Consider the following 17,985-nt stretch of genomic DNA (forward strand, 5'->3'; position numbering starts at 1 on the left):
GGCCCCATCCAGCGTTTTCACTATTGACGGAACAAGCCCACCATATCTCTTCGACGGAAGGGGCAGGCGGCTCGACTGATCAGCGGATTTCGCGTGCCAATGCCTGCAGGCGCCTGAAGGCATCGTAGCGCCTGGCGTGAAGGGCCTCGGTTTCTCCTGTCGCCGGCAGGTAGCTGCGGTCGGTGGTCGAAAGGGCCGCCATGGCGGACCGCACGTCGAGAAATGCCGCGCCGGCGACGCTGCCGAGAATGGCCGCGCCGAGCAGCACGGGCTCCTCCGACCGCGTGGCGAGCAGCGGCTTGCCGGTCGCATCGGCCAGAAGCTGGCGCACGAGATCGAGCTGGCCCGCGCCCCCGCTGATGACGATCTTTTCGACCGGCGCTCCGGCCGCAGCCTGCGCGTCGATGATCTGGCGCAGGCCGTAGCCGATGCCGCACAGACCGGCGACGTAGAGCGAGACGAGATTGTCGATGCCGTGCTCCATCCCGAGGCCGACGATAGCGGCGCGGGCATGGGGATCGGCGAAGGGCGCGCGGTTGCCGAGGAATTCCGGAACCACATGCAGCCCGTCCGCGAGCCCCGCGACGTCGGAAAGCGTTTCCGTCTTTTCGGCGGCAAGTTCCGCCAGCAGGACAGGCAGGGAGAGGCCACGTGTTTTGGCGAGCGCAGACGCTTCGCCCGCCGCCGGGTGGAAGGACAGAAGCTGCTCGATGGCCGCGCCCGCCGCCGACTGGCCGCCCTCGTTGAGCCACATGCCCGGCACCATGGCCGAGAAATAGGGCCCCCAGACGCCCGGCACGAAGACCGGCTCGTGTGTGGAGGTCATGGTGCAGGAGGAGGTGCCGAAGACATAGCCGAGGCTGTTTTCCGGCGGGCCGTCGACGCCCACCGTGCCGATGCCGCCCGCATGAGCATCGATCATGCCCGCGCCGACAGGCGTGCCGGCCGCAAGGCCGAGTTCCGCCGCCGCGCGTTGGGTGAGCCCCACGCCGACCGGCGTGCCGGGCTCGACGACGGTCTGGCCGATACGGGCGAAATCCTCCTCGGCGAGCACGCCGAGGCCGATGGCGTGGAAATAGCTCGGGTCCCAGCGCTTTTCATGCGCCAGATACGTCCATTTGCAGGTGACCGTGCAGGTGGAGCGGGCAAGATCGCCCGTCGCGCGCCAGGTCAGGAAATCCGCAAGGTCGAAGAACTGCCAGGCCGCATCGAAGACGTGGGGGCGGTTTTCCTTGAGCCAGAGCAGCTTCGGCGTCTCCATCTCGGGCGAGATGCGCCCGCCGACATAGCGCAGAACCGCGTGACCCGTCGCATTGATGCGCTCGACCTGGTCGACCGCACGGTGGTCCATCCACACGATGATGTCGCGTTCCGGATCCTCCGACGGGCCGACGGGCAGGGGCGCGCCGTCCTTGCCGAGGACGACCAGCGAGCACGTCGCATCGAAGCCGATGCCGGCGCAGGCTTCCGGCGAAACGCCGGCCTTGGCAACGGCCTCGCGCACCGATGCGCAGACGGCGGCCCAGATCTCGGTGCTCGACTGCTCGACCATCGCGCCCGGCTCCCGGAAGAGCGAGATGTCGCGCTTGCCGGAGGCCAGCATGCGGCCGGTAAGGTCGAAGAGGCCGGCTCTGGCGCTGCCCGTTCCAACATCGACGCCGACGAGGTAACGTGCGCCGCCTGCGGGGCGTGCGGGGGAAGTGTTGCTCATGGGGTCTACCGCCTGCATTCGGGAATATGTCCGGCGAGCGGCCTCGTGCCGCCCGCCGTTTTCGTCAAAGATCCACGCTGTTCGGCAGGATCACGAGGTCGCGGATCGTGACGTTGCGCGGGCGCGTCAGCATGAAGAGCACGGCGTCGGCCACTTCCTTCGGCTGCATCAGGCTGCCGTTGGCGAGCGCCTCGTCCATCTTCTCCTTCGGCCAGTCGTCGAGCAGCGCCGTGACGACCGGGCCGGGCAGGACCGCGCCGACGCGCACGCCATGCTGCGCCACCTGCCGGCGGGTCGAATGCACAAAGGCCTGCACGGCGAATTTCGAGGCCGTATAGATCGGCTCCCAGACGACGGGGACGACACCGGCGATCGATGAGGTGAAGAGGATGTCGCCCGTCTTCTTCTCGATCATGTAGGGCAGCACCGCGTGGACCGAGCGGAAGGCGGCGTTGATGTTGAGGTTCAGCATGCGGTCCCAGGCATCGGGATCGCCCTCGGCCACCGGGCCGCCGATATAGGCACCGGCATTGGCGTGGAAGACGTCGAGACCGCCGGCAATGTCGAGGATGCGCGGAAGCATGCCGGAGACGTCGGACGGCTTCAAGAGGTCGACGACGAGGGGCAGGGCGTTCGGGCCGAGCTCCCTGCAGAGCTGTTCCAGCCTATCCTGCGCGCGATCGACGAGCACCACCTTGGCGCCTTCGGCGATCAGGGTGCGGGCGCATTCGAGGCCGATGCCGGAAGCGGCACCCGTGATGGCGGCGATCTTGCCCTTCATGAGGTCAGCCATTTCTGAAAACTCCATTCCGATAATGTTATGCGCGGCCGTGGCTGACGCGGGAGCGACGGGCGAGCGAGTCGACGATGACCGCGATGGCCAGGACCCCGCCGGTGATCATGTAGCGCAGCGAGGACGAAAGGTTGAGCAGCGTCAGGCCGTTCGAGATCGCCTGGATGACGATGATGCCGAGAAGGGCCGAATAGGCGCTGCCGCGGCCGCCGAAGAGGCTCGTGCCGCCGATGACCGCCGCCGCGATGGCGTTGAGGTTGACGTCGCCGGTACCGGCCTGCTGGCTGGAGGAGGCGAGGCGCGAGGCCGAAAGGATGCCGCCCAGCGCCGCCAGCGTCGAGCAGAGCACGAAGGCGCTCATATAGATGCGGCGAACATTGATGCCCGAGCGGCGCGCGGCTTCCTTGTTGCCGCCGACGGCGAACATGGAGCGGCCCCACTTGGTGCGCGTCAGCGCATAGTTGAGGACGATGGCAAGCGCGACGAAGAGGGCGAACATCCACGGAATGCCGCGGCCGAGATTGAGGTAGAAGACGGCTGCTTCCAGAAGGACCGTCAGCAGGACGGCCTTGAGGATCAGGGCGCGCATCGGCTGGGCCGAAAGGTTCGCGGCCAGACGCTGGCTGCGGGTCCGAAGGCCCCGGGCGATCATGACGAGGCCGGGCGCGAGCGCCAGCGTGTAGGACAGCCAGTCGGGCATGATCAGGATCTGGCCGAAGCGCACCAGCGAGGAGGCATAGGGCAGGTTGATCGAGCCGGTCGGGCCGAGGATGTAGAGCTGCATGCCGAGCAGCGCGAGAAGGCCGGCGAGCGTGGCGACGAAGCTCGGCATGCCGAGGCGGTTGTAGAGCGTCGCATAGAGAAGGCCGACGCCCGCGCCGACGACGAGGGCCGCGAGGATCGCCCCGACGATGGGCCAGCCCTGGTTGACCCAGAGGACGCCGACCATGGCGGAGGCAAGCCCGCTCATCGAGCCGACCGAAAGGTCGATCTCGCCGAGCACCAGCACGCAGACGATGCCGAGCGAGATGACGCCGACCGTGGCGCAGTCGAACAGCAGGTTCACCAGGTTGTTCGGTGCAAGAAAAATCGGGTTGAGCGCGGAGAAGACGGCGGAGATGACCACGAGGCCGATGGCGACCGGCAGCATGCCGAGATCGCCGGAACGGACCCGGTCGATGAAGCTTTTCGCCATGGCGGCGAGGCTGTCGTCGTGGCGCACGCGCTCGTCACTGCGGTCGAGCAGCGGCTGGGCATTGGAAGGGTTCTGGCTCATGCGGCGCCCCCGTGGGTTTCCTGGACGTGTCCGGCCTTGCGATCGGCGCGGCGCGAAACGGAATTGTCGGTCGCGCCGGTGATGGCGGAAACGAGTTCCTGATTGGAGGAATCGGGCGTGAAGACCCCGTTGTTGCGCCCGAGGCGCAGCACGACGATGCGGTCGGCGACGGCGCGCACGTCCTCCATGTTGTGGCTGATGATGATGACGCCGAGGCCGCGGTCGCGCACGCGCTCGATGAGATTCAGCACCTCGGCCGTCTGCGCGACGCCGAGGGCGGCGGTCGGCTCGTCCAGCATGATGAGCTTCGGATTGAGCAGCAGCGAGCGGGCAATGGCGACGGTCTGGCGCTGGCCGCCGGAAAGCGAGGCGATGGGCTCGCGGACGGACGGGATGCGCGCGGCAAGCTCGCGCAGCAGCGTCCAGGCGCGCACCTCCATCGCCACTTCGTCGAGCGCCCAGGGCGACATCTCGTGGCCGAGAAAAAGGTTCGCAACGACGTCGAGGTTCTCGCAGAGCGCCAGATCCTGGAACACGGTGGCGATGCCCATGTCGAGGGCCTTGGCGGGACTGTCGAGCGTCACCTGCTGGCCGCAGAATTCGACCGTGCCGGAAGAGGGCTGGTGCACGCCGGCGAGCACTTTGACCAGCGTCGACTTGCCGGCGCCGTTGTCGCCGACGAGCGCGACGACTTCGCCGGCCTGCACGTCGAGCTCGATATCCGTGAGTGCGGACACGGCCCCGAAATTCTTGGAAACGCCGCGAAGGCGAAGCACCGGCTCTCCCTTGGCGGGAGCATCTTGTAGCGTGGCTGTCATGGCCGCTGGAACCTTTGATCTCTTGACCGTCGACGTGCCCGGCCAGCAAGGCGGCCGGGCACGATCAATGCCGTTAGTTGATGATGCCGAGTTTGCGGCAACCTTCAACATATTCGCCGGTGCAGACTTCGTCCGGCTTGTTGATCCCCTTGTCGAAGATCTCGGCCTTGATGTTCTCGGCCGTCACCACGGCCGGAACGAAGAGCTGCGAAGGCGTTTCGTAGAGCTTGTGGGTGGCTTCCAGCATCTCGCCCTTGAGGAGCTTGACGGCGACGTTGGCCGCGGCGGCAGCGACGATCTCCGAGGGCTTGGAGATCGTGTTGTACTGGTCGCCCGAAATGATGAGCTGGAGCGCGGCGATCGTCGCGTCGTTGCCCGTCACTGGCGGCATTTCCTTGACGCCGGCCGCCTTCAGCGCAGCGATGGCGCCGCCGCCCGTGCCGTCGTTTGCCGCGACGATGCCCTTGATCTCATCGCCGAAGCGGGTGATCTGGCCGGCTGCCCATTCCTGCGCCTTCGGCGGCGCCCATTCCGGCGTGTCGAATTCGGCAAGCGTCTTGTAGGGCGAGGCTTCGAGCGCCTCGTGGATGCCGTCGCGGATGAGGCCTGCGGCCGCATCCGTCGGCGAGCCGTTGATTTCGAGCACGCCGGCGCCGTCCGGAACGCCCTTGGCCTTCAGGTGGTCGACCAGCGACTGGGCGATGGCCTTGCCGATGCCCTGGTTGTCGAAGGAAACGTAGTAGTCGGCCGGCTTGTCCGGGATCGGGCGGTCATAGGCGATGACCTTGACGTCCTGCGACTGGGCGATCTCGACGAGGGCGGCGGCCGCCGCGGAATCGACCGGGTCGAGCACGATGACCTTGGCGCCCTGCGCGATGACCGAGTTGAACTGCTGCTGCTGGAGCGCGACGTCGGCATTGGCGTTCTGGTAGATCACCGTGCAGCTCGCGCACAGCTTTTCCATCTCCGCCTTGAAGCCCGGATAGTCGTGCTGCTCATAGCGGGTCGAGGCCTGGTCGGGCATCAGGAAGGCGACGGTGGCGTTTTCCTGGGCAAGGGCGGCGCTGCCGAGCGACAGGGCAAGGCCGGTCGAGGCGAGCAGATAGGTAAGCGTCTTCATTGGGTTCCTCCACGGTTGATTTTTCGCAGTCGTATGCGCCGGCGACCTCAAGCCGCCAAGGGCGACAGCGCCCGACCGCCCCACGCACCATAAGCGCGCAGGTCATCGTTCGCTGCGGCGATGCCGCAGCGTCCGGCTGGTCGATGCTCCGTCTGACTCCTCCCTTGGGTCAGCCTTGCTGTTCAGGCAACTTCATCGATGGAGCAGCTTTGCTCAATCGATGAAGCAAGAATTGCCACCAATCCCCATTGGTGTCAAGGTGGCCCGCGAAACGGAGATGAAATGTGACTCGGACGAGCCCGCCGAAAAGGACCACGATCTACGATCTCGCGGAGCTGGCGGGCACCTCCGCAAGTGCCGTCAGCGCCGTCCTGAACGGCAACTGGAAGAAGCGGCGCATCAGCGCGAAACTCGCCGAGAAGATCACCAAGCTCGCCGAGGAGCAGGGCTATGCGCTCAACATGCAGGCGAGCGTGCTGCGCCGGGAGCGTTCCAAGATCATCGGCATGATCGTGCCCAAATACGACAACCGTTATTTCGGCTCCATCGTCGAGCAGTTCGAGGCGCTGGCGCGGGAGAGGGGGCTCTTCCCGATCGTCACCTGCACAAGGCGCGATCCGGCGCTCGAGGTCGAGGCGGCGCGCGCCATGCTCTCCTACCAGGTGGATTGCCTGATCGCGACCGGCGCGACGGACCCGGACCGGATCGTCGACCTCTGCGCCGCCTCCGGTGTGCGCACCGTCAATCTCGACCTGCCGGGCTCGCGCGCGCCTTCCGTCATCTCCGACAATTACGGCGGGGCGCTGGAACTGACGCGCCGCGTGCTTGCGAATTGCGAAAGGGAATATGGGGAGAAGGCGCCGCTTCTCTTCGTTGGCGGTCGCGGCACGGACCATAATACGATCGAACGCGTGCGCGGTTTCCGCGATGCCCATGCGCAGGCGGGCGTGACGGTCGACGAAAGCCTCGTCATGACCTGCGGCTATGCGCCCGACAAGGCGGAGAAGGCGATGCGGCAGATGGCCGAAAACGCCAGCGTGCTGCCGCGCGGCATGTTCGTCAATTCGACGATCTCGCTGGAAGGCGTCATGCGCTGGATCCGCCGGTCCGGCCGCTATGCCGACGGCGTGCCGCATCTCGGCTGCTTCGACTGGGACCCCTTCGTCGCCATGCTCGGCGACCATATCGAGATGGTGCGGCAGGACGTGCCGAAAATGCTCGAAGCCGTCTTCGGCATCATCGACGCCGGCACGACCGACCCCGCCGTCATCCAGATCCCGCCGATCGTCGAGAAGATCGGCTGATCTTCGAGGGGCCAGGGGGCCACAACGAGGCGTCCGGCATCGAGGGTGAAACCATCCGCCGATCGCATAATCGGTATTATGGAACTTGAAGGCATCAGCCCAGGAGGCCGAAGACCACGGCGCTGACGAAGAGGAAGGCGCCGGCCACAACGATGTTATTGACGAGGGTCTGCCGTTCGGCGCGACGGGACCGCCGAGTGCCGGCAGGACCGAGAGAGCCGGAAGCGGAACGGCCGCCGAGGTTTACATTGCTCATCGCCATCATCCCTTGCCTGGGAGGCCGCGTTGCGGTCTCCTTCGGGTGCGGACATTGTCATCCTGTCCGTTTCCGGGTTCCAATATAGAGTATCCCTATAAGATTGGTAGGGTATTTTTTCTCAATTTTGCCGCAATTGTAAACGGGCGTTTCATCTTTTCTCCGAGAGGCCGCCGGGCGGACAACATGACTGCCTCGCGGGTTGCGGCCCGGGTCTTTCTAGGCCATAAAACGCCTCCCACCTGTCGAGGCCAGCCGTCATTGCGAGCGTTGCGGGCCGTGCGTGATCAATCACGCCACGGTCGTTTCTTCCGCGCTCCGGCAAGCGCCCGGCATCGAACACGACAATGCGGACCGATCAAAAAGGAGAACGCATCATGGGCGCAACGGGACATCTCGGCACGGCTTGGCGCGAACGCGACTATCACCGGCAATGGCTCTGGCGGGAAGCGAACCGCCTGTTCGATTTTTTCCAGAACCGCGCCTTCAATCCTCTTGGCGGCTTCCATGAACTCGACGTCGAGGGCCGGCCGATCAATGCCGGCAATCCGGTGCGCGGCATCCATTCCACCGCGCGCATGGTGCATTGCTTCGCCATCGGCAGCCTGCTTGGCCGTCCCGGTTCGGACGATATCGTCGACCACGGCATGAAATATCTCTGGGAAAAGCATCGCGACCACGAGCGCGGCGGCTATCACTGGTCGCTCGACAATGCCGGGCTGCTCGACGCCACCAAGCAGGGCTATGGCCATGCCTTCGTGCTGCTGGCCGCTTCCAGCGCGAAGGTCGCGGGCCATCCCGACGCCGACCGCATGATCGCGGATGTCACCGAGGTGCTGGAAAAGCGCTTCTGGGAGGACAACCACGGTGCGATCGCGGAGGAATTCGAGGCGGACTGGACGCCCATCCCCGGCTATCGCGGCCAGAATTCCAACATGCATCTCACCGAAGCCCTGATGGCCGCCTACGAGGCGACCGGCCAGAAGAGCTATCTCGACAAGGCCGAAAGCATCGCCGATCTCGTCATCCGCCGCCGCGCCGGGGAGAACGGTTTCCGCGTGCCCGAGCATTTCGACGAGAACTGGGTGCTGGACAAGGATTACCGCGGCAACGAGATGTTCCGCCCCTCAGGCACCACGCCCGGCCACTGGCTGGAATGGGCCCGTCTCGTGCTCCAGCTCCACGCCCTCGGCGGTCGCAGGCACGCCTGGATGCCGGATGCCGCCAAGGCGCTCTTCGCCCAGTCGGTCGCGCTCGGCTGGGATAAGGAAAAGGGCGGCTTCTTCTATACGCTCGACTGGAACGACGAGCCGGCCAAGCGCAACAAGCTCTGGTGGCCGATGGCCGAGGGCGTCGGCGCGGCCGCCTTCCTCTGCGAACATCTGCCGAGCGACTTCCACGAGACCTGGTATCGCAGGATCTGGGACGGGATCGCCCGCCATTTCCTCGATCAGGATCGCGGCGGCTGGCATGAGGAGCTCACGGAGGATCTCGTTCCGAGCTACACCCTGTTCGCCGGCAAGGGCGACATCTATCATGCGCTCCAGGCCTGCCTCATTCCGCTCTATCCGGCGACGGGCAGCCTGACCAAAGGCATCGTCGAGGCGGGCAGCCGCTAAGGCTTGCCGGAACATCTGTGCAAGCCGGCGGGAACGGAATGCTCCTGCCGGATTGCCCAGCCATCGGGTGCGGGCGTGCCATGATCGAGATACCGGACCAGATTTCGACCCTGTGGATCGCCGCCGCGCTGGCGGCGTTCCTGGCAAAACATTATCTGGCGGATTTCCTGCTTCAGACGGACTGGATGGCGGCGGGCAAGGAGCGGCCGAACGGCTGGCTGACGCCGCTTGCGGCCCATGCCGGCGTCCATGGCGCTATGACGGCGCTGCTCTTCCTCATGGTCTCCCCGCCCCTCGCCTGGCTCGGAATTGCCGATGCGCTCATTCATGGCGTCATCGACCGGCTGAAGAGCCTCGCCGCGCGGCGCCTGCAGGTGACGCCGCGGCAGGCCGGTTTCTGGTGGCTCTTCGGCGCGGACCAGAGCCTGCACCATCTCACCCATATCGGCCTTGCGATCCTCCTTGCCGCCGCGGGATCGGCCGCCTGAGCGACAACTAGAGCATTTCCGCTTTTCTCCGAATCGCGAAAACGCTCTATCCTTTTGTTTCTACGCAATTCCGGACACAAAACCGCGGTGCACTTTTGCTGGAATTGCTCTAGGCGAGCGCTTCGCGCAGGAGAAGATCAGTCAGGGCGAAATTGTCGGCGAACCAGCGGTCGGCGGCCTGCCACATCGCCGGTGTGAGCCTGATGTCGTGACCGCCGCGGGCGGCGGTTGTCAGGAGGCCGGCATTGCGCGCCGCCTCCACGACCCGGCGGACATGCGTTCGCGAGACGCCGGTCTGCGTCGCAAGCCGCTGATACCCCGTCGGGAGCGTGCCATCGGCACTATGCCGCGCGCCGCGCAGCAGAAGCAGGAGAATCATGTAGCCGCAGTCGTGCTCGAAGAAGGGCGCAAGCGGCAGGTGGCGGCGAATGAGGCGGCTGAGACCGGACAGATGCGGCAAGGTCGCCCGTCGCATGGCGCGATGCAGCTCGCCTGAAAGCGGGCTCTCGCAACCTTCCGTCGGCGACAGGCCGAGCGTGCGGAGCCCTTCGACCAGATGGCCGAGAATGGCCGTATCGCGCTCCGTGAGCGCCGTGCCCGGTATGAGCAGGCGAACCCTCCGGTCCGAGGCATGCGGCTGTTGTGTGAGGAAGCCGTATTTGCGCAGGCAGGAAACCTGCGCCTCGACGCGGTTGCGGCTGGCGACGCCCAGCTCCGTCACCTCGCGCTGGAGACGGCCGAGCGTGAGCCAGGTGGACGGCCGTTCCATATCCTGCGCGGCATGAAGGGAAAGGGCGGCGAGATAACAGAGGAACCGCCCCTCCTCCAGGATGAGCCGGTTGAAGAGATGGTTGCCCTCGTAGACGGCCAGCTTGCCGGCGATCAGCCGGTCCCTCGCCGCCGCGAAGGCCGGCGCACGCAGGAATTCGTGGGGCGGCACCCGGAAGGCCACGGCGCCGTCGTCGAAGGAAATCTGGTCCACCTCAATAATCCCGTTCAGGAACGATGCGCCCATTCTCGTTCTTGTCGCGCCACCGGGGTCCGAATTGACCCATTATGTTCCATGGGGTTTCAGCGGACACGGACTGTCAATTGTCATACCAGCCGCGCTAAGCATTATGAGACGGGGGGCCAAAAGAATGAGACACCGTGCCAACTCTGTGGACCGGCATGGGATCATCCGGGGAACCTTCCTCCATCGCATTCGCTTGATCAGGCAACGACGTCCATGAATCGTGAGGCGCAATGAGCCCTGCCGACAAACTGCCCTCCTACTCCGTGGTCGCGGAAGCCGGTGCGGACTGCCGCCGCAAGAGCCATCTTTTCGCCGAAACGCTCGCCCCGGTGTTCCGCACGACGGTGGAGACGCCGGAGCGGATCGCCGATTTCCGGGCGAGCCTTTCGACCTATTTCCTGGGCCCTGCCCTGCTTTTCGCCGCGGACCTGCGGGGCACGACCTATACGTTCTCGCGCGATCCCGCCCGCATCGCCCGCAGCGGCCTCGACCTCATCCACGTGCAACTGACGCTCGACGGGGGTGATCTGCGCACGACGAACGGCGAAACCGTGCCGGTCGAGGCCGGCGACATATCCATCTTCGACCTCTCGCGGCCGATGCATTCCGTCACGCGGCATTGCCGCAACCTCACCCTCACTCTGCCGCGCCACCTGCTGTTCGCAAGGGAAGCGCAGAACGATGCGTTGCATGGCCTTCTCCTGAAGGGCGCGACCAGCACGGCACGCCTGATCGCAAGCCATCTGCGCACTCTCTTCGAGAGCCTGCCGGACATCGACGAGGCGGAAGCGCCGGCATTCGTCACGGCGACGGCGAACCTCGTTGCCAATCTCGTCGGGCCGCAGATCGCGGCGCGCAGGCAGCCGTCGCCCACCGTGCGCGGCGCGGTCATCATGGAGATCCGCCGCTATATCGAGCAGAATATCGCTCTCGCCGACCTCGGCCCCGATCACCTTTGCCGGGCGTTCGCGCTCTCGCGGGCATCGCTCTACCGGCTGTTCGCGCCGATCGGCGGCGTCACGGACTATATCCGCGCCCGCCGCCTGCGCGCCGCCTTCGACATGCTGGCCAATGACGGCAAGCGCACCGTCGGCGAAGTCGCCTATGCCTGCGGCTTTGCCGATATCTCCGCCTTTTCCCGTGCCTTCCGCAACCAGTTCGGCATGAGCCCGAGCGCGGTGCGGGAGATGGACGGCAAGAGCCCCCTTGCCCGCGGTTCGCTGGACAAGCAGGCGGCCGCCTCGGTGCACGATTGGCTGCGCATCGTCGGTTCGCTGTAACCATCTTGCCGTTTGACACTTGGAATCACATCAACCAATATGTGATCACATTTCAGCAATACCTGCGGGAGAACGGGATGGAGAGGGCGAACCTGGAGGCGCGCGCCCGCGCGTTCATCGAGGCGGAGGAAGAGGTCTTTCGCGCAAGGCGGCCGCGCTCGGCGGCGGCGCATGACGAGGCGGCATCGGGCTTCTTCGACGGCGTGCCGCAGCACTGGATGCTCGACTGGCCGGCCCCCTTCCCCGTCGTCGTCGACCGGGCAAGCGGCGCCGAGCTCGTGGATATCGACGGAAACCGCATCGTCGACGTCTGCCTCGGCGATACCGGCGCCATGTTCGGCCACGGCCCCGCCCCGGTGCTGGAAGCGCTGAAGAATGCCGGAACGCGCGGTCTGACGACCATGCTGCCCTCCTCGGATGCGCAGATCGTCGGCCGGCTGCTGGTGGAGCGCTTCGGCCTGCCGCGCTGGCAGCTCGGCGCCACCGCCAGCGACGCCAACCGCTTTGCGATCCGTGTCGCGCGCGCCGTGACCGGCCGGGCAAAGCTGCTGGTCTTCGACGGCTGCTATCACGGCGCCGTGGACGAGACGCTGGTCGACCTCGTCGACGGCCGGACCGTTTCGCGCCGCAACCTCCTCGGCCAGGTCCGCGATCTCGGCGAACTCACCGTCTCCATTCCCTTCAACGACGAGGCGGCGCTCGAAAAGGCGCTTGCCGGGCATGACATCGCCTGTGTCCTTGCCGAGCCGGTCATGACGAATTGCGGCATGATCCCCCCTGCCCCCGGTTTCCACGACGCCCTGCGCCGCCTTACCCGCGAGGCCGGAACGCTGCTCCTCATCGACGAGACGCACACCATCTCCACCGGGCTTGGCGGCTATAGCCGCGTGCATGGCCTCGAACCCGACCTGATGGTCATGGGCAAGCCCATCGGCGGCGGCGTTCCCGTCAGCGTCTGGGGCATGACCGAGGCGATCTCGGACAGGCTGCACGTCATCCGCCGCGAGCAGAGCGGCCACGGCCATTCCGGCATCGGCACCACGCTTTCCGGCAGCCCCCTTCAGCTCGCCTGCCTGCGCGCCTGCCTCGAACATGTCATGACGGAAGATGCCTACCGCATCATGCAGTCCCGCGCAGACCGCATCGAGGCCGGCTTCAAGGCCGCGATCGCCGATGCCGGCCTCGGCTGGACGGTTTCGCGCGTCGGTGCGCGGCTGGAGGTCGTGTTCGCGCCCGTGCCGGTGCGCAACGCCGCCGAGGCGCGCGCTGCCGCCTCCGACACGATCGAGGCCGCGCTGCATCTTGCGATGCTCAATCTCGGCTACCTGCTGACGCCGTTCCACAACATGGTGCTCGTCAGCCCCGCCCTTTCGGAGCAGCAGGCGGACGGTCTGGTCGAGGCCTTCGCGACCGTTCTCGGCCGCCTTGCCGGGCGGAGGGCCGCCGCGTGAGCCGCGACCTCGCTGCCCGCCCGCCGGAAGCCGCGGATATCGCCGAAGCCGAGGCCTTCCTCGCCGCCCATCCGGAGATCACCGCCTTCGATCTGGTGCTGATCGACCTCAACGGCATTGCCCGCGGCAAGATCATAAGGCGGCACGAGCTGCTGCCGATCTTCCGTTCCGGCCGGCACCTGCCCGGCTCGATCCTCGGCCTCGACGTCACGGGCGAGGATGTGGAGGAAACCGGCCTCGTCTGGTCGGACGGCGATGCGGACCGGCGTGCCTGGCCGGTCGCGGGCTCGCTCGTCCCCCTGCCCTGGACCTCCCCGCCGCGCGGCGAAGTACGCCTCGCCCTCTTCGAGCTTGACGGAGCCCCGATGGCGGCCGACCCGCGCCATGCGCTCGCCCGCCAGGTGAAGCTGCTCGAAGCGGACGGCTTCCATCCCGTGCTTGCCTATGAGCTGGAATTCTACCTGCTCGACCGGCAGCGGACAGCCGACGGCGATTTCCAGCCGCTCCGCCTGCCGCTTTCCGGGGAGCGGCCGGAGGGCATCCAGGTCTATGGCGTCACCGAGCTCGACCGTCTGGAACCCTTCATCGATGCGGTCTATCGCGGCGCGGAAGCGCAGGGCCTGCCCGTCGAGACCATGATCTCGGAATATGCGCAGGGCCAGTTCGAGCTGACGCTGCGCCATGGCAGTGCGCTGCGCGCCGCCGATGACCTCGCCATGCTGAAGCGTCTCCTGCGCGGCCTTGCCGTGCGCCACGGCATGATGGCCTGCTTCATGGCCAAGCCCTTTGCCGGCCGCGCCGGATCGGGCATGCACGTCCATGCGAGCCTTGCGGATGCGGCCGGCGGCAACCTCTTCGCCGACCGGAACGAGGCGCTTTCGCCCCTCCTGAAGCAGGCCGTCGCGGGGCTTCTGGAGACGATGCACGAATCCATGCTCGTCTTCGCGCCGCATCTCAACTCCTGGCGACGTTTCTCCGCCCAGAGCTATGCGCCGACGACGCCGACCTGGGGCACCAACAACCGCAGCGTCGCCGTCCGCATTCCCGCAGGCGCGCCCGCCGGCCGCCATCTCGAACAGCGCGCCGCAGGCATCGACTCCAATCCCTATCTCGTCGGCGCGACGGTGCTCGCCGGGATGCGCAGGGGCATCCTCGCAAAGGCCGATCCCGGCCCCGAAACCACCGCCTATGCAGAAGCGGGAGGCGACGAACTGTCGCCCGACTGGCGCAGCGCCATTGAGGCGGCCACCCGCTCGGCCTTCCTCAAGGAGGCGCTCGGCGAGCGGTTGCACCACGTCTTCCTCGCCCTCAAGCGCGCCGAATACCGCCGCTTCGCGGCGGAGATCACCGCGCTCGAACGCGCGCTCTACGGCGAGGTCGTCTGACCATGAAAACCTTCTATACCGCCGACCACCACCTGCATCACAGCGGCATGGAGCTTTCCTTCGGCCGCATCGTGGAAACCTTCGAAAAGCCGGAGCGCGCCGAAATCGTGCTTCGGCGCGTCAGGGAAGTCGGGCTCGGCCCGGTTCTGGAACCAGCCGCCTACGACCGGGCGGCCATCGAGCGCATCCATACGCCGGACTATCTCGATTTCCTGCAGAACGTCTTCGTCGAATGGCGGGCGGCGGGCCGCGACGGCGAGGTCTGGCCCTATAGCTGGCGCCATCGCTCCATGCCGATGATCAATGCGCCGCCGTCGGGCCTCGATGCCCGGCTTTCCTACTATTCCTTCGACATGGCCGGCTCGATCACCGAGACGACCTGGCAGGCGGCAAAGCGCGCCGCCGATACGGCGCTCGCCGGGGCCGATGCCGTGCTTGCCGGCGAGCGGGCCGCCTTTTCGCTCTGCCGCCCGCCCGGCCATCATGCGGGCCGGGATTTCTTCGGCGGCTACTGCTACCTCAACAATGCCGCCATCGCCGCCCAGCGCTTCCTCGACAACGGCCATGCCCGCGTCGCGATCTTCGATGTCGATTACCATCACGGCAACGGCACGCAGGAAATCTTCTACGACCGCGACGACGTGCTGCTCGCGAGCCTGCATGGCGATCCGGATTTCGAATTTCCCTTCCATCTCGGCTATGCCCGCGAACACGGCGCGGGAAAGGGCGAAGGCCATAACCTCAACTATCCCCTGCCCGCCGGCACGGCCTGGCCGGAATGGCTGGCCGCCTTCGAGGACGCGCATGCAAGAATCCGCGCCTACGCCCCGACCGCCCTCGTCATCTCGCTCGGCGTCGATACGTTCAAGGAAGACCCGATCTCGCAGTTCAGGCTGGAGAGCGAGCACTTTTCCACCATCGGCCGCCGCATCGCCGATTTCGGCCTGCCGACGCTTTTCGTGATGGAAGGCGGTTATGCGGTGGAGGCGCTGGGCGTGAACGCGGTGAACGTACTGCAGGGTTTCGAGGGCGTGTAAGGCGCCTCATACCTCCCTGAGCAGGTTCTCCCGCGAGAGGTTCCTGATATCGCGTTCGCCACAGAGGGCCATCGTGACGTCGAGTTCCTTGTGGATGATCTCCAGCGCCCGGCGCACGCCGGCCTTGCCGCCGGCGCCGAGGCCGTAGAGGAAGGGGCGGCCGATATAGGTGCCCCTGGCGCCATAGCAGACGGCCTTGAGGACATCCTGGCCCGAGCGGATGCCGCCGTCGAGATGGACTTCCATCTTGTCGCCGATGGCATCGACGATGCGCGGCAGCATGCTGATCGAGGAAGCCGCGCCGTCGAGCTGGCGGCCGCCATGGTTGGAGACGATAATCGCATCCGCGCCGCTGCCGAGCGACATGCGGGCATCCTCCTCGTCAAGGATACCCTTGAGGATGAGCTTGCCGCCCCAGCGCTCGCGGATCCATTCGATGTCCTTCCACGAGAGCTGCGGATCGAACTGTTCCGTGGTCCAGGAGGAAAGCGAGGAAAGGTCCGTGACGCCCTTGGCGTGACCGAGGATGTTGCCAAAGGTGCGGCGCTTCGTGCCGAGCATGTCGAGGCACCAGAAGGGCCGCGTCGCCATCTGCCAGAGATGCTTCGGCGTGAAGCGCGGCGGGGCGGAAAGACCGTTGCGTACATCCTTGTGGCGCTGGCCGAGAATCTGGAGGTCGAGCGTCAGCACGAGGGCCGAGCAGCCCGCCGCCTTCGCACGGTCGATGAGATTATGGACGAAATCCTTGTCCTGCATCACGTAGAGCTGGAACCAGAAGGGCTTCGTGGTGACGGAGCGCACGTCCTCGATCGAGCAGATGCTCATGGTGGAGAGCGTGAAGGGAACGCCGAATTCCTCGGCGGCCTGGGCGGCGAGCATCTCGCCGTCGGCATGCTGCATGCCGGTCAGGCCGGTCGGCGCGAGGGCGACGGGCATGGAGACCTTCTCGCCGATCATCTCGCTTGCCAGCGAGCGATTGCTCATGTCGACCAGCACGCGCTGGCGCAGCTTCACCTTGTGGAAGTCGTCCTCGTTGGCGCGGTAGGTGCCCTCCGTCCAGGCTCCGGAATCGGCATAGTCGAAGAACATCTTCGGCACGCGGCGGCGCGCCCGTTCCTTGAGGTCTGCGATCGTCAGGGCCTGTTCCACGCTCATGTCGTCCTCGCTCGCGCTTGCGGTCCGCAATCTTTTACGGGCAGGCAATGCGGCTCGCAATGGGTTCCTGCGGGTTTGCCGCGCAAAGAACAAAACCCTCCCGGCCGGAACCGGGAGGGTGGAAAGACAGGCCGAAGGCGGCTTACTTCACGGCGTAGAACTTCGCCATGTCGGGCAGGCGCTTGACGCGAATGCTGGAAGCCTTGCCGGCGGTGCGGAAGGCTTCGAAGCGCTCCTTGCAGACGTCCGTCATGCGGGCGGTCGCCGGCTTCAGATAGGTGCGCGGGTCGAAGTTGTCGGGCTTTTCCTTGAAGTTCTTGCGGATCGTGCCGGTCATGGCGAGGCGCAGGTCCGTATCGATATTGACCTTGCGCACGCCGAGCGGGATCGCCTTCTGGATTTCGGCGACGGGAACGCCCCAGGTCTGCTTCATCTCGCCGCCATAGGCGGTGAAGAGGTCCTGCAGGTCCTGCGGAACCGAGGACGAGCCGTGCATGACGAGATGCGTGTTCGGCAGCTTCGCGTGGATCTTCGCGATCGTCTCGATGGAGAGGATGTCGCCGTCCGGCGCGCGGGTGAACTTGTAGGCGCCGTGGCTGGTGCCGATGGCGACGGCGAGCGCGTCGACGCCGGTCTTCGAAACGAAGTCGAGCGCCTGGTCCGGGTCGGTCAGCAGTTCCTCGCGGGAAAGCTTGCCCTCGAAGCCGTGGCCGTCCTCCTTGTCACCGGCGCCCGTTTCAAGGTTGCCGAGACATCCAAGCTCGCCCTCGACCGAGACGCCGGCGGCATGGGCGATCTTCACGACTTCCGCCGTGACGTCGATATTGTATTCGTAGCTGGCGACGGTCTTGCCGTCGGCGAGCAGCGAGCCGTCCATCATGACGGAGGTGAAGCCGTTGGTGATGGCCGAGATGCAGGTCGACGGCTGGTCGCCGTGGTCGAGATGCAGGCAGACCGGGATATGCGGATATTCCTCGGCGGCGCCGAGGATAAGGTGACGCAGGAAGGCATCGCCCGCATAGGCGCGCGCACCGCGGCTCGCCTGCAGGATCACCGGGGAGTCCGTGGCATCCGCCGCGCGCATGACCGCCTGGATATATTCCAGGTTGTTGACGTTGAATGCGGGCAGTGCGTAGTCGTTCTCCGCTGCGTGATCGAGCAGTTGCCGCATGGTGATCAATGCCATTCCTGTCCTCCTTGGATGCAGATTTCGTCGGTCGGGCGGCACTATTCACAGATCGTCCGCCATATGCAACAGGCCCCGCGGACCCCGTCAT

At 66.1% G+C, this 17,985-nt stretch carries 16 protein-coding genes; 7 read left to right on the forward strand and 9 right to left on the reverse strand.

Annotated elements, in window-relative coordinates; translation table 11 throughout:
* Positions 1–79: 79 nt before the first annotated feature.
* The 5 genes from DSD28_RS07490 to DSD28_RS07510 all read right to left on the reverse strand — a co-directional run bounded on the left by DSD28_RS07490 (position 80) and on the right by DSD28_RS07510 (position 5,718).
* The gene (locus DSD28_RS07490; RefSeq protein ID WP_119255753.1) at positions 80–1,711 is read right to left on the reverse strand and encodes an FGGY-family carbohydrate kinase; all 1,632 of its coding nucleotides are present in this window, start codon (positions 1,709–1,711) and stop codon (positions 80–82) included.
* 64 nt (positions 1,712–1,775) lie between these two features.
* Positions 1,776–2,504 carry an SDR family oxidoreductase gene (locus tag DSD28_RS07495; RefSeq protein ID WP_119255754.1) on the reverse strand — a complete coding sequence of 243 codons (729 nt, stop codon included), beginning with the start codon at positions 2,502–2,504 and terminating at the stop codon, positions 1,776–1,778.
* A 25-nt stretch (positions 2,505–2,529) separates the two neighbouring features.
* A complete protein-coding gene (locus DSD28_RS07500; RefSeq protein WP_119255755.1) occupies positions 2,530–3,780 on the reverse strand; it encodes a sugar ABC transporter permease in 1,251 nt (416 codons plus the stop codon).
* The gene (locus DSD28_RS07505; RefSeq protein ID WP_119255756.1) at positions 3,777–4,598 is read right to left on the reverse strand and encodes an ATP-binding cassette domain-containing protein; all 822 of its coding nucleotides are present in this window, start codon (positions 4,596–4,598) and stop codon (positions 3,777–3,779) included. The genes DSD28_RS07500 and DSD28_RS07505 overlap by 4 nt, the downstream gene beginning before the upstream one ends.
* Positions 4,599–4,671: 73 nt before the next feature.
* Positions 4,672–5,718: an ABC transporter substrate-binding protein gene (locus DSD28_RS07510; protein ID WP_119255757.1), complete on the reverse strand. Its 1,047-nt coding sequence runs from the start codon at positions 5,716–5,718 to the stop codon at positions 4,672–4,674.
* A gap of 284 nt (positions 5,719–6,002) precedes the next feature.
* On the opposite strand from DSD28_RS07510, the gene DSD28_RS07515 reads away from it, so the two are divergent.
* Entirely contained in the window at positions 6,003–7,022 is a 1,020-nt protein-coding gene (locus DSD28_RS07515; RefSeq protein ID WP_119255758.1) for a LacI family DNA-binding transcriptional regulator, read from the forward strand.
* Positions 7,023–7,116: 94 nt separating this feature from the next.
* Here the strand turns inward: DSD28_RS07515 and DSD28_RS25800 are convergent, their stop codons facing one another.
* Positions 7,117–7,278, reverse strand: coding sequence for a hypothetical protein (locus tag DSD28_RS25800; protein WP_162911289.1), 162 nt, complete (start codon positions 7,276–7,278; stop codon positions 7,117–7,119).
* A gap of 377 nt (positions 7,279–7,655) precedes the next feature.
* Here DSD28_RS25800 and DSD28_RS07520 point away from each other — a divergent pair, with 377 nt between their 5' ends.
* Positions 7,656–8,897 carry an AGE family epimerase/isomerase gene (locus DSD28_RS07520; RefSeq protein WP_119255759.1) on the forward strand — a complete coding sequence of 414 codons (1,242 nt, stop codon included), beginning with the start codon at positions 7,656–7,658 and terminating at the stop codon, positions 8,895–8,897.
* Positions 8,898–8,977: 80 nt separating this feature from the next.
* The gene (locus tag DSD28_RS07525; RefSeq protein ID WP_119255760.1) at positions 8,978–9,385 is read left to right on the forward strand and encodes a DUF3307 domain-containing protein; all 408 of its coding nucleotides are present in this window, start codon (positions 8,978–8,980) and stop codon (positions 9,383–9,385) included.
* A 109-nt stretch (positions 9,386–9,494) separates the two neighbouring features.
* Here the strand turns inward: DSD28_RS07525 and DSD28_RS25805 are convergent, their stop codons facing one another.
* Positions 9,495–10,400: a hypothetical protein gene (locus DSD28_RS25805; protein WP_162911290.1), complete on the reverse strand. Its 906-nt coding sequence runs from the start codon at positions 10,398–10,400 to the stop codon at positions 9,495–9,497.
* A gap of 230 nt (positions 10,401–10,630) precedes the next feature.
* Here DSD28_RS25805 and DSD28_RS07535 point away from each other — a divergent pair, with 230 nt between their 5' ends.
* The 4 genes from DSD28_RS07535 to DSD28_RS07550 all read left to right on the forward strand — a co-directional run bounded on the left by DSD28_RS07535 (position 10,631) and on the right by DSD28_RS07550 (position 15,553).
* On the forward strand, positions 10,631–11,680 hold the full coding sequence (locus tag DSD28_RS07535) for an AraC family transcriptional regulator (protein ID WP_119255762.1): 1,050 nt from the start codon (positions 10,631–10,633) through the stop codon (positions 11,678–11,680).
* A 77-nt stretch (positions 11,681–11,757) separates the two neighbouring features.
* Positions 11,758–13,131 carry a transaminase gene (locus DSD28_RS07540; RefSeq protein ID WP_119255763.1) on the forward strand — a complete coding sequence of 458 codons (1,374 nt, stop codon included), beginning with the start codon at positions 11,758–11,760 and terminating at the stop codon, positions 13,129–13,131.
* On the forward strand, positions 13,128–14,516 hold the full coding sequence (locus DSD28_RS07545; RefSeq protein WP_119255764.1) for a glutamine synthetase family protein: 1,389 nt from the start codon (positions 13,128–13,130) through the stop codon (positions 14,514–14,516). The genes DSD28_RS07540 and DSD28_RS07545 overlap by 4 nt, the downstream gene beginning before the upstream one ends.
* 2 nt (positions 14,517–14,518) lie before the next feature.
* A complete protein-coding gene (locus DSD28_RS07550) occupies positions 14,519–15,553 on the forward strand; it encodes a histone deacetylase family protein (protein ID WP_119255765.1) in 1,035 nt (344 codons plus the stop codon).
* 6 nt (positions 15,554–15,559) lie between these two features.
* On the opposite strand, the gene DSD28_RS07555 is transcribed toward DSD28_RS07550, so the two are convergent.
* Both DSD28_RS07555 and fba read right to left on the reverse strand, forming a co-directional pair.
* A complete protein-coding gene (locus DSD28_RS07555) occupies positions 15,560–16,702 on the reverse strand; it encodes an alpha-hydroxy acid oxidase (RefSeq protein WP_119255944.1) in 1,143 nt (380 codons plus the stop codon).
* Between the two features lie 148 nt (positions 16,703–16,850).
* The gene (gene fba / locus DSD28_RS07560) at positions 16,851–17,894 is read right to left on the reverse strand and encodes a class II fructose-bisphosphate aldolase (RefSeq protein ID WP_119255766.1); all 1,044 of its coding nucleotides are present in this window, start codon (positions 17,892–17,894) and stop codon (positions 16,851–16,853) included.
* Between the last annotated feature and the right edge of the window lie 91 nt (positions 17,895–17,985).

The organism is Shinella zoogloeoides (assembly GCF_003574625.1).
GTDB classification, from domain to species: domain Bacteria; phylum Pseudomonadota; class Alphaproteobacteria; order Rhizobiales; family Rhizobiaceae; genus Shinella; species Shinella zoogloeoides_A.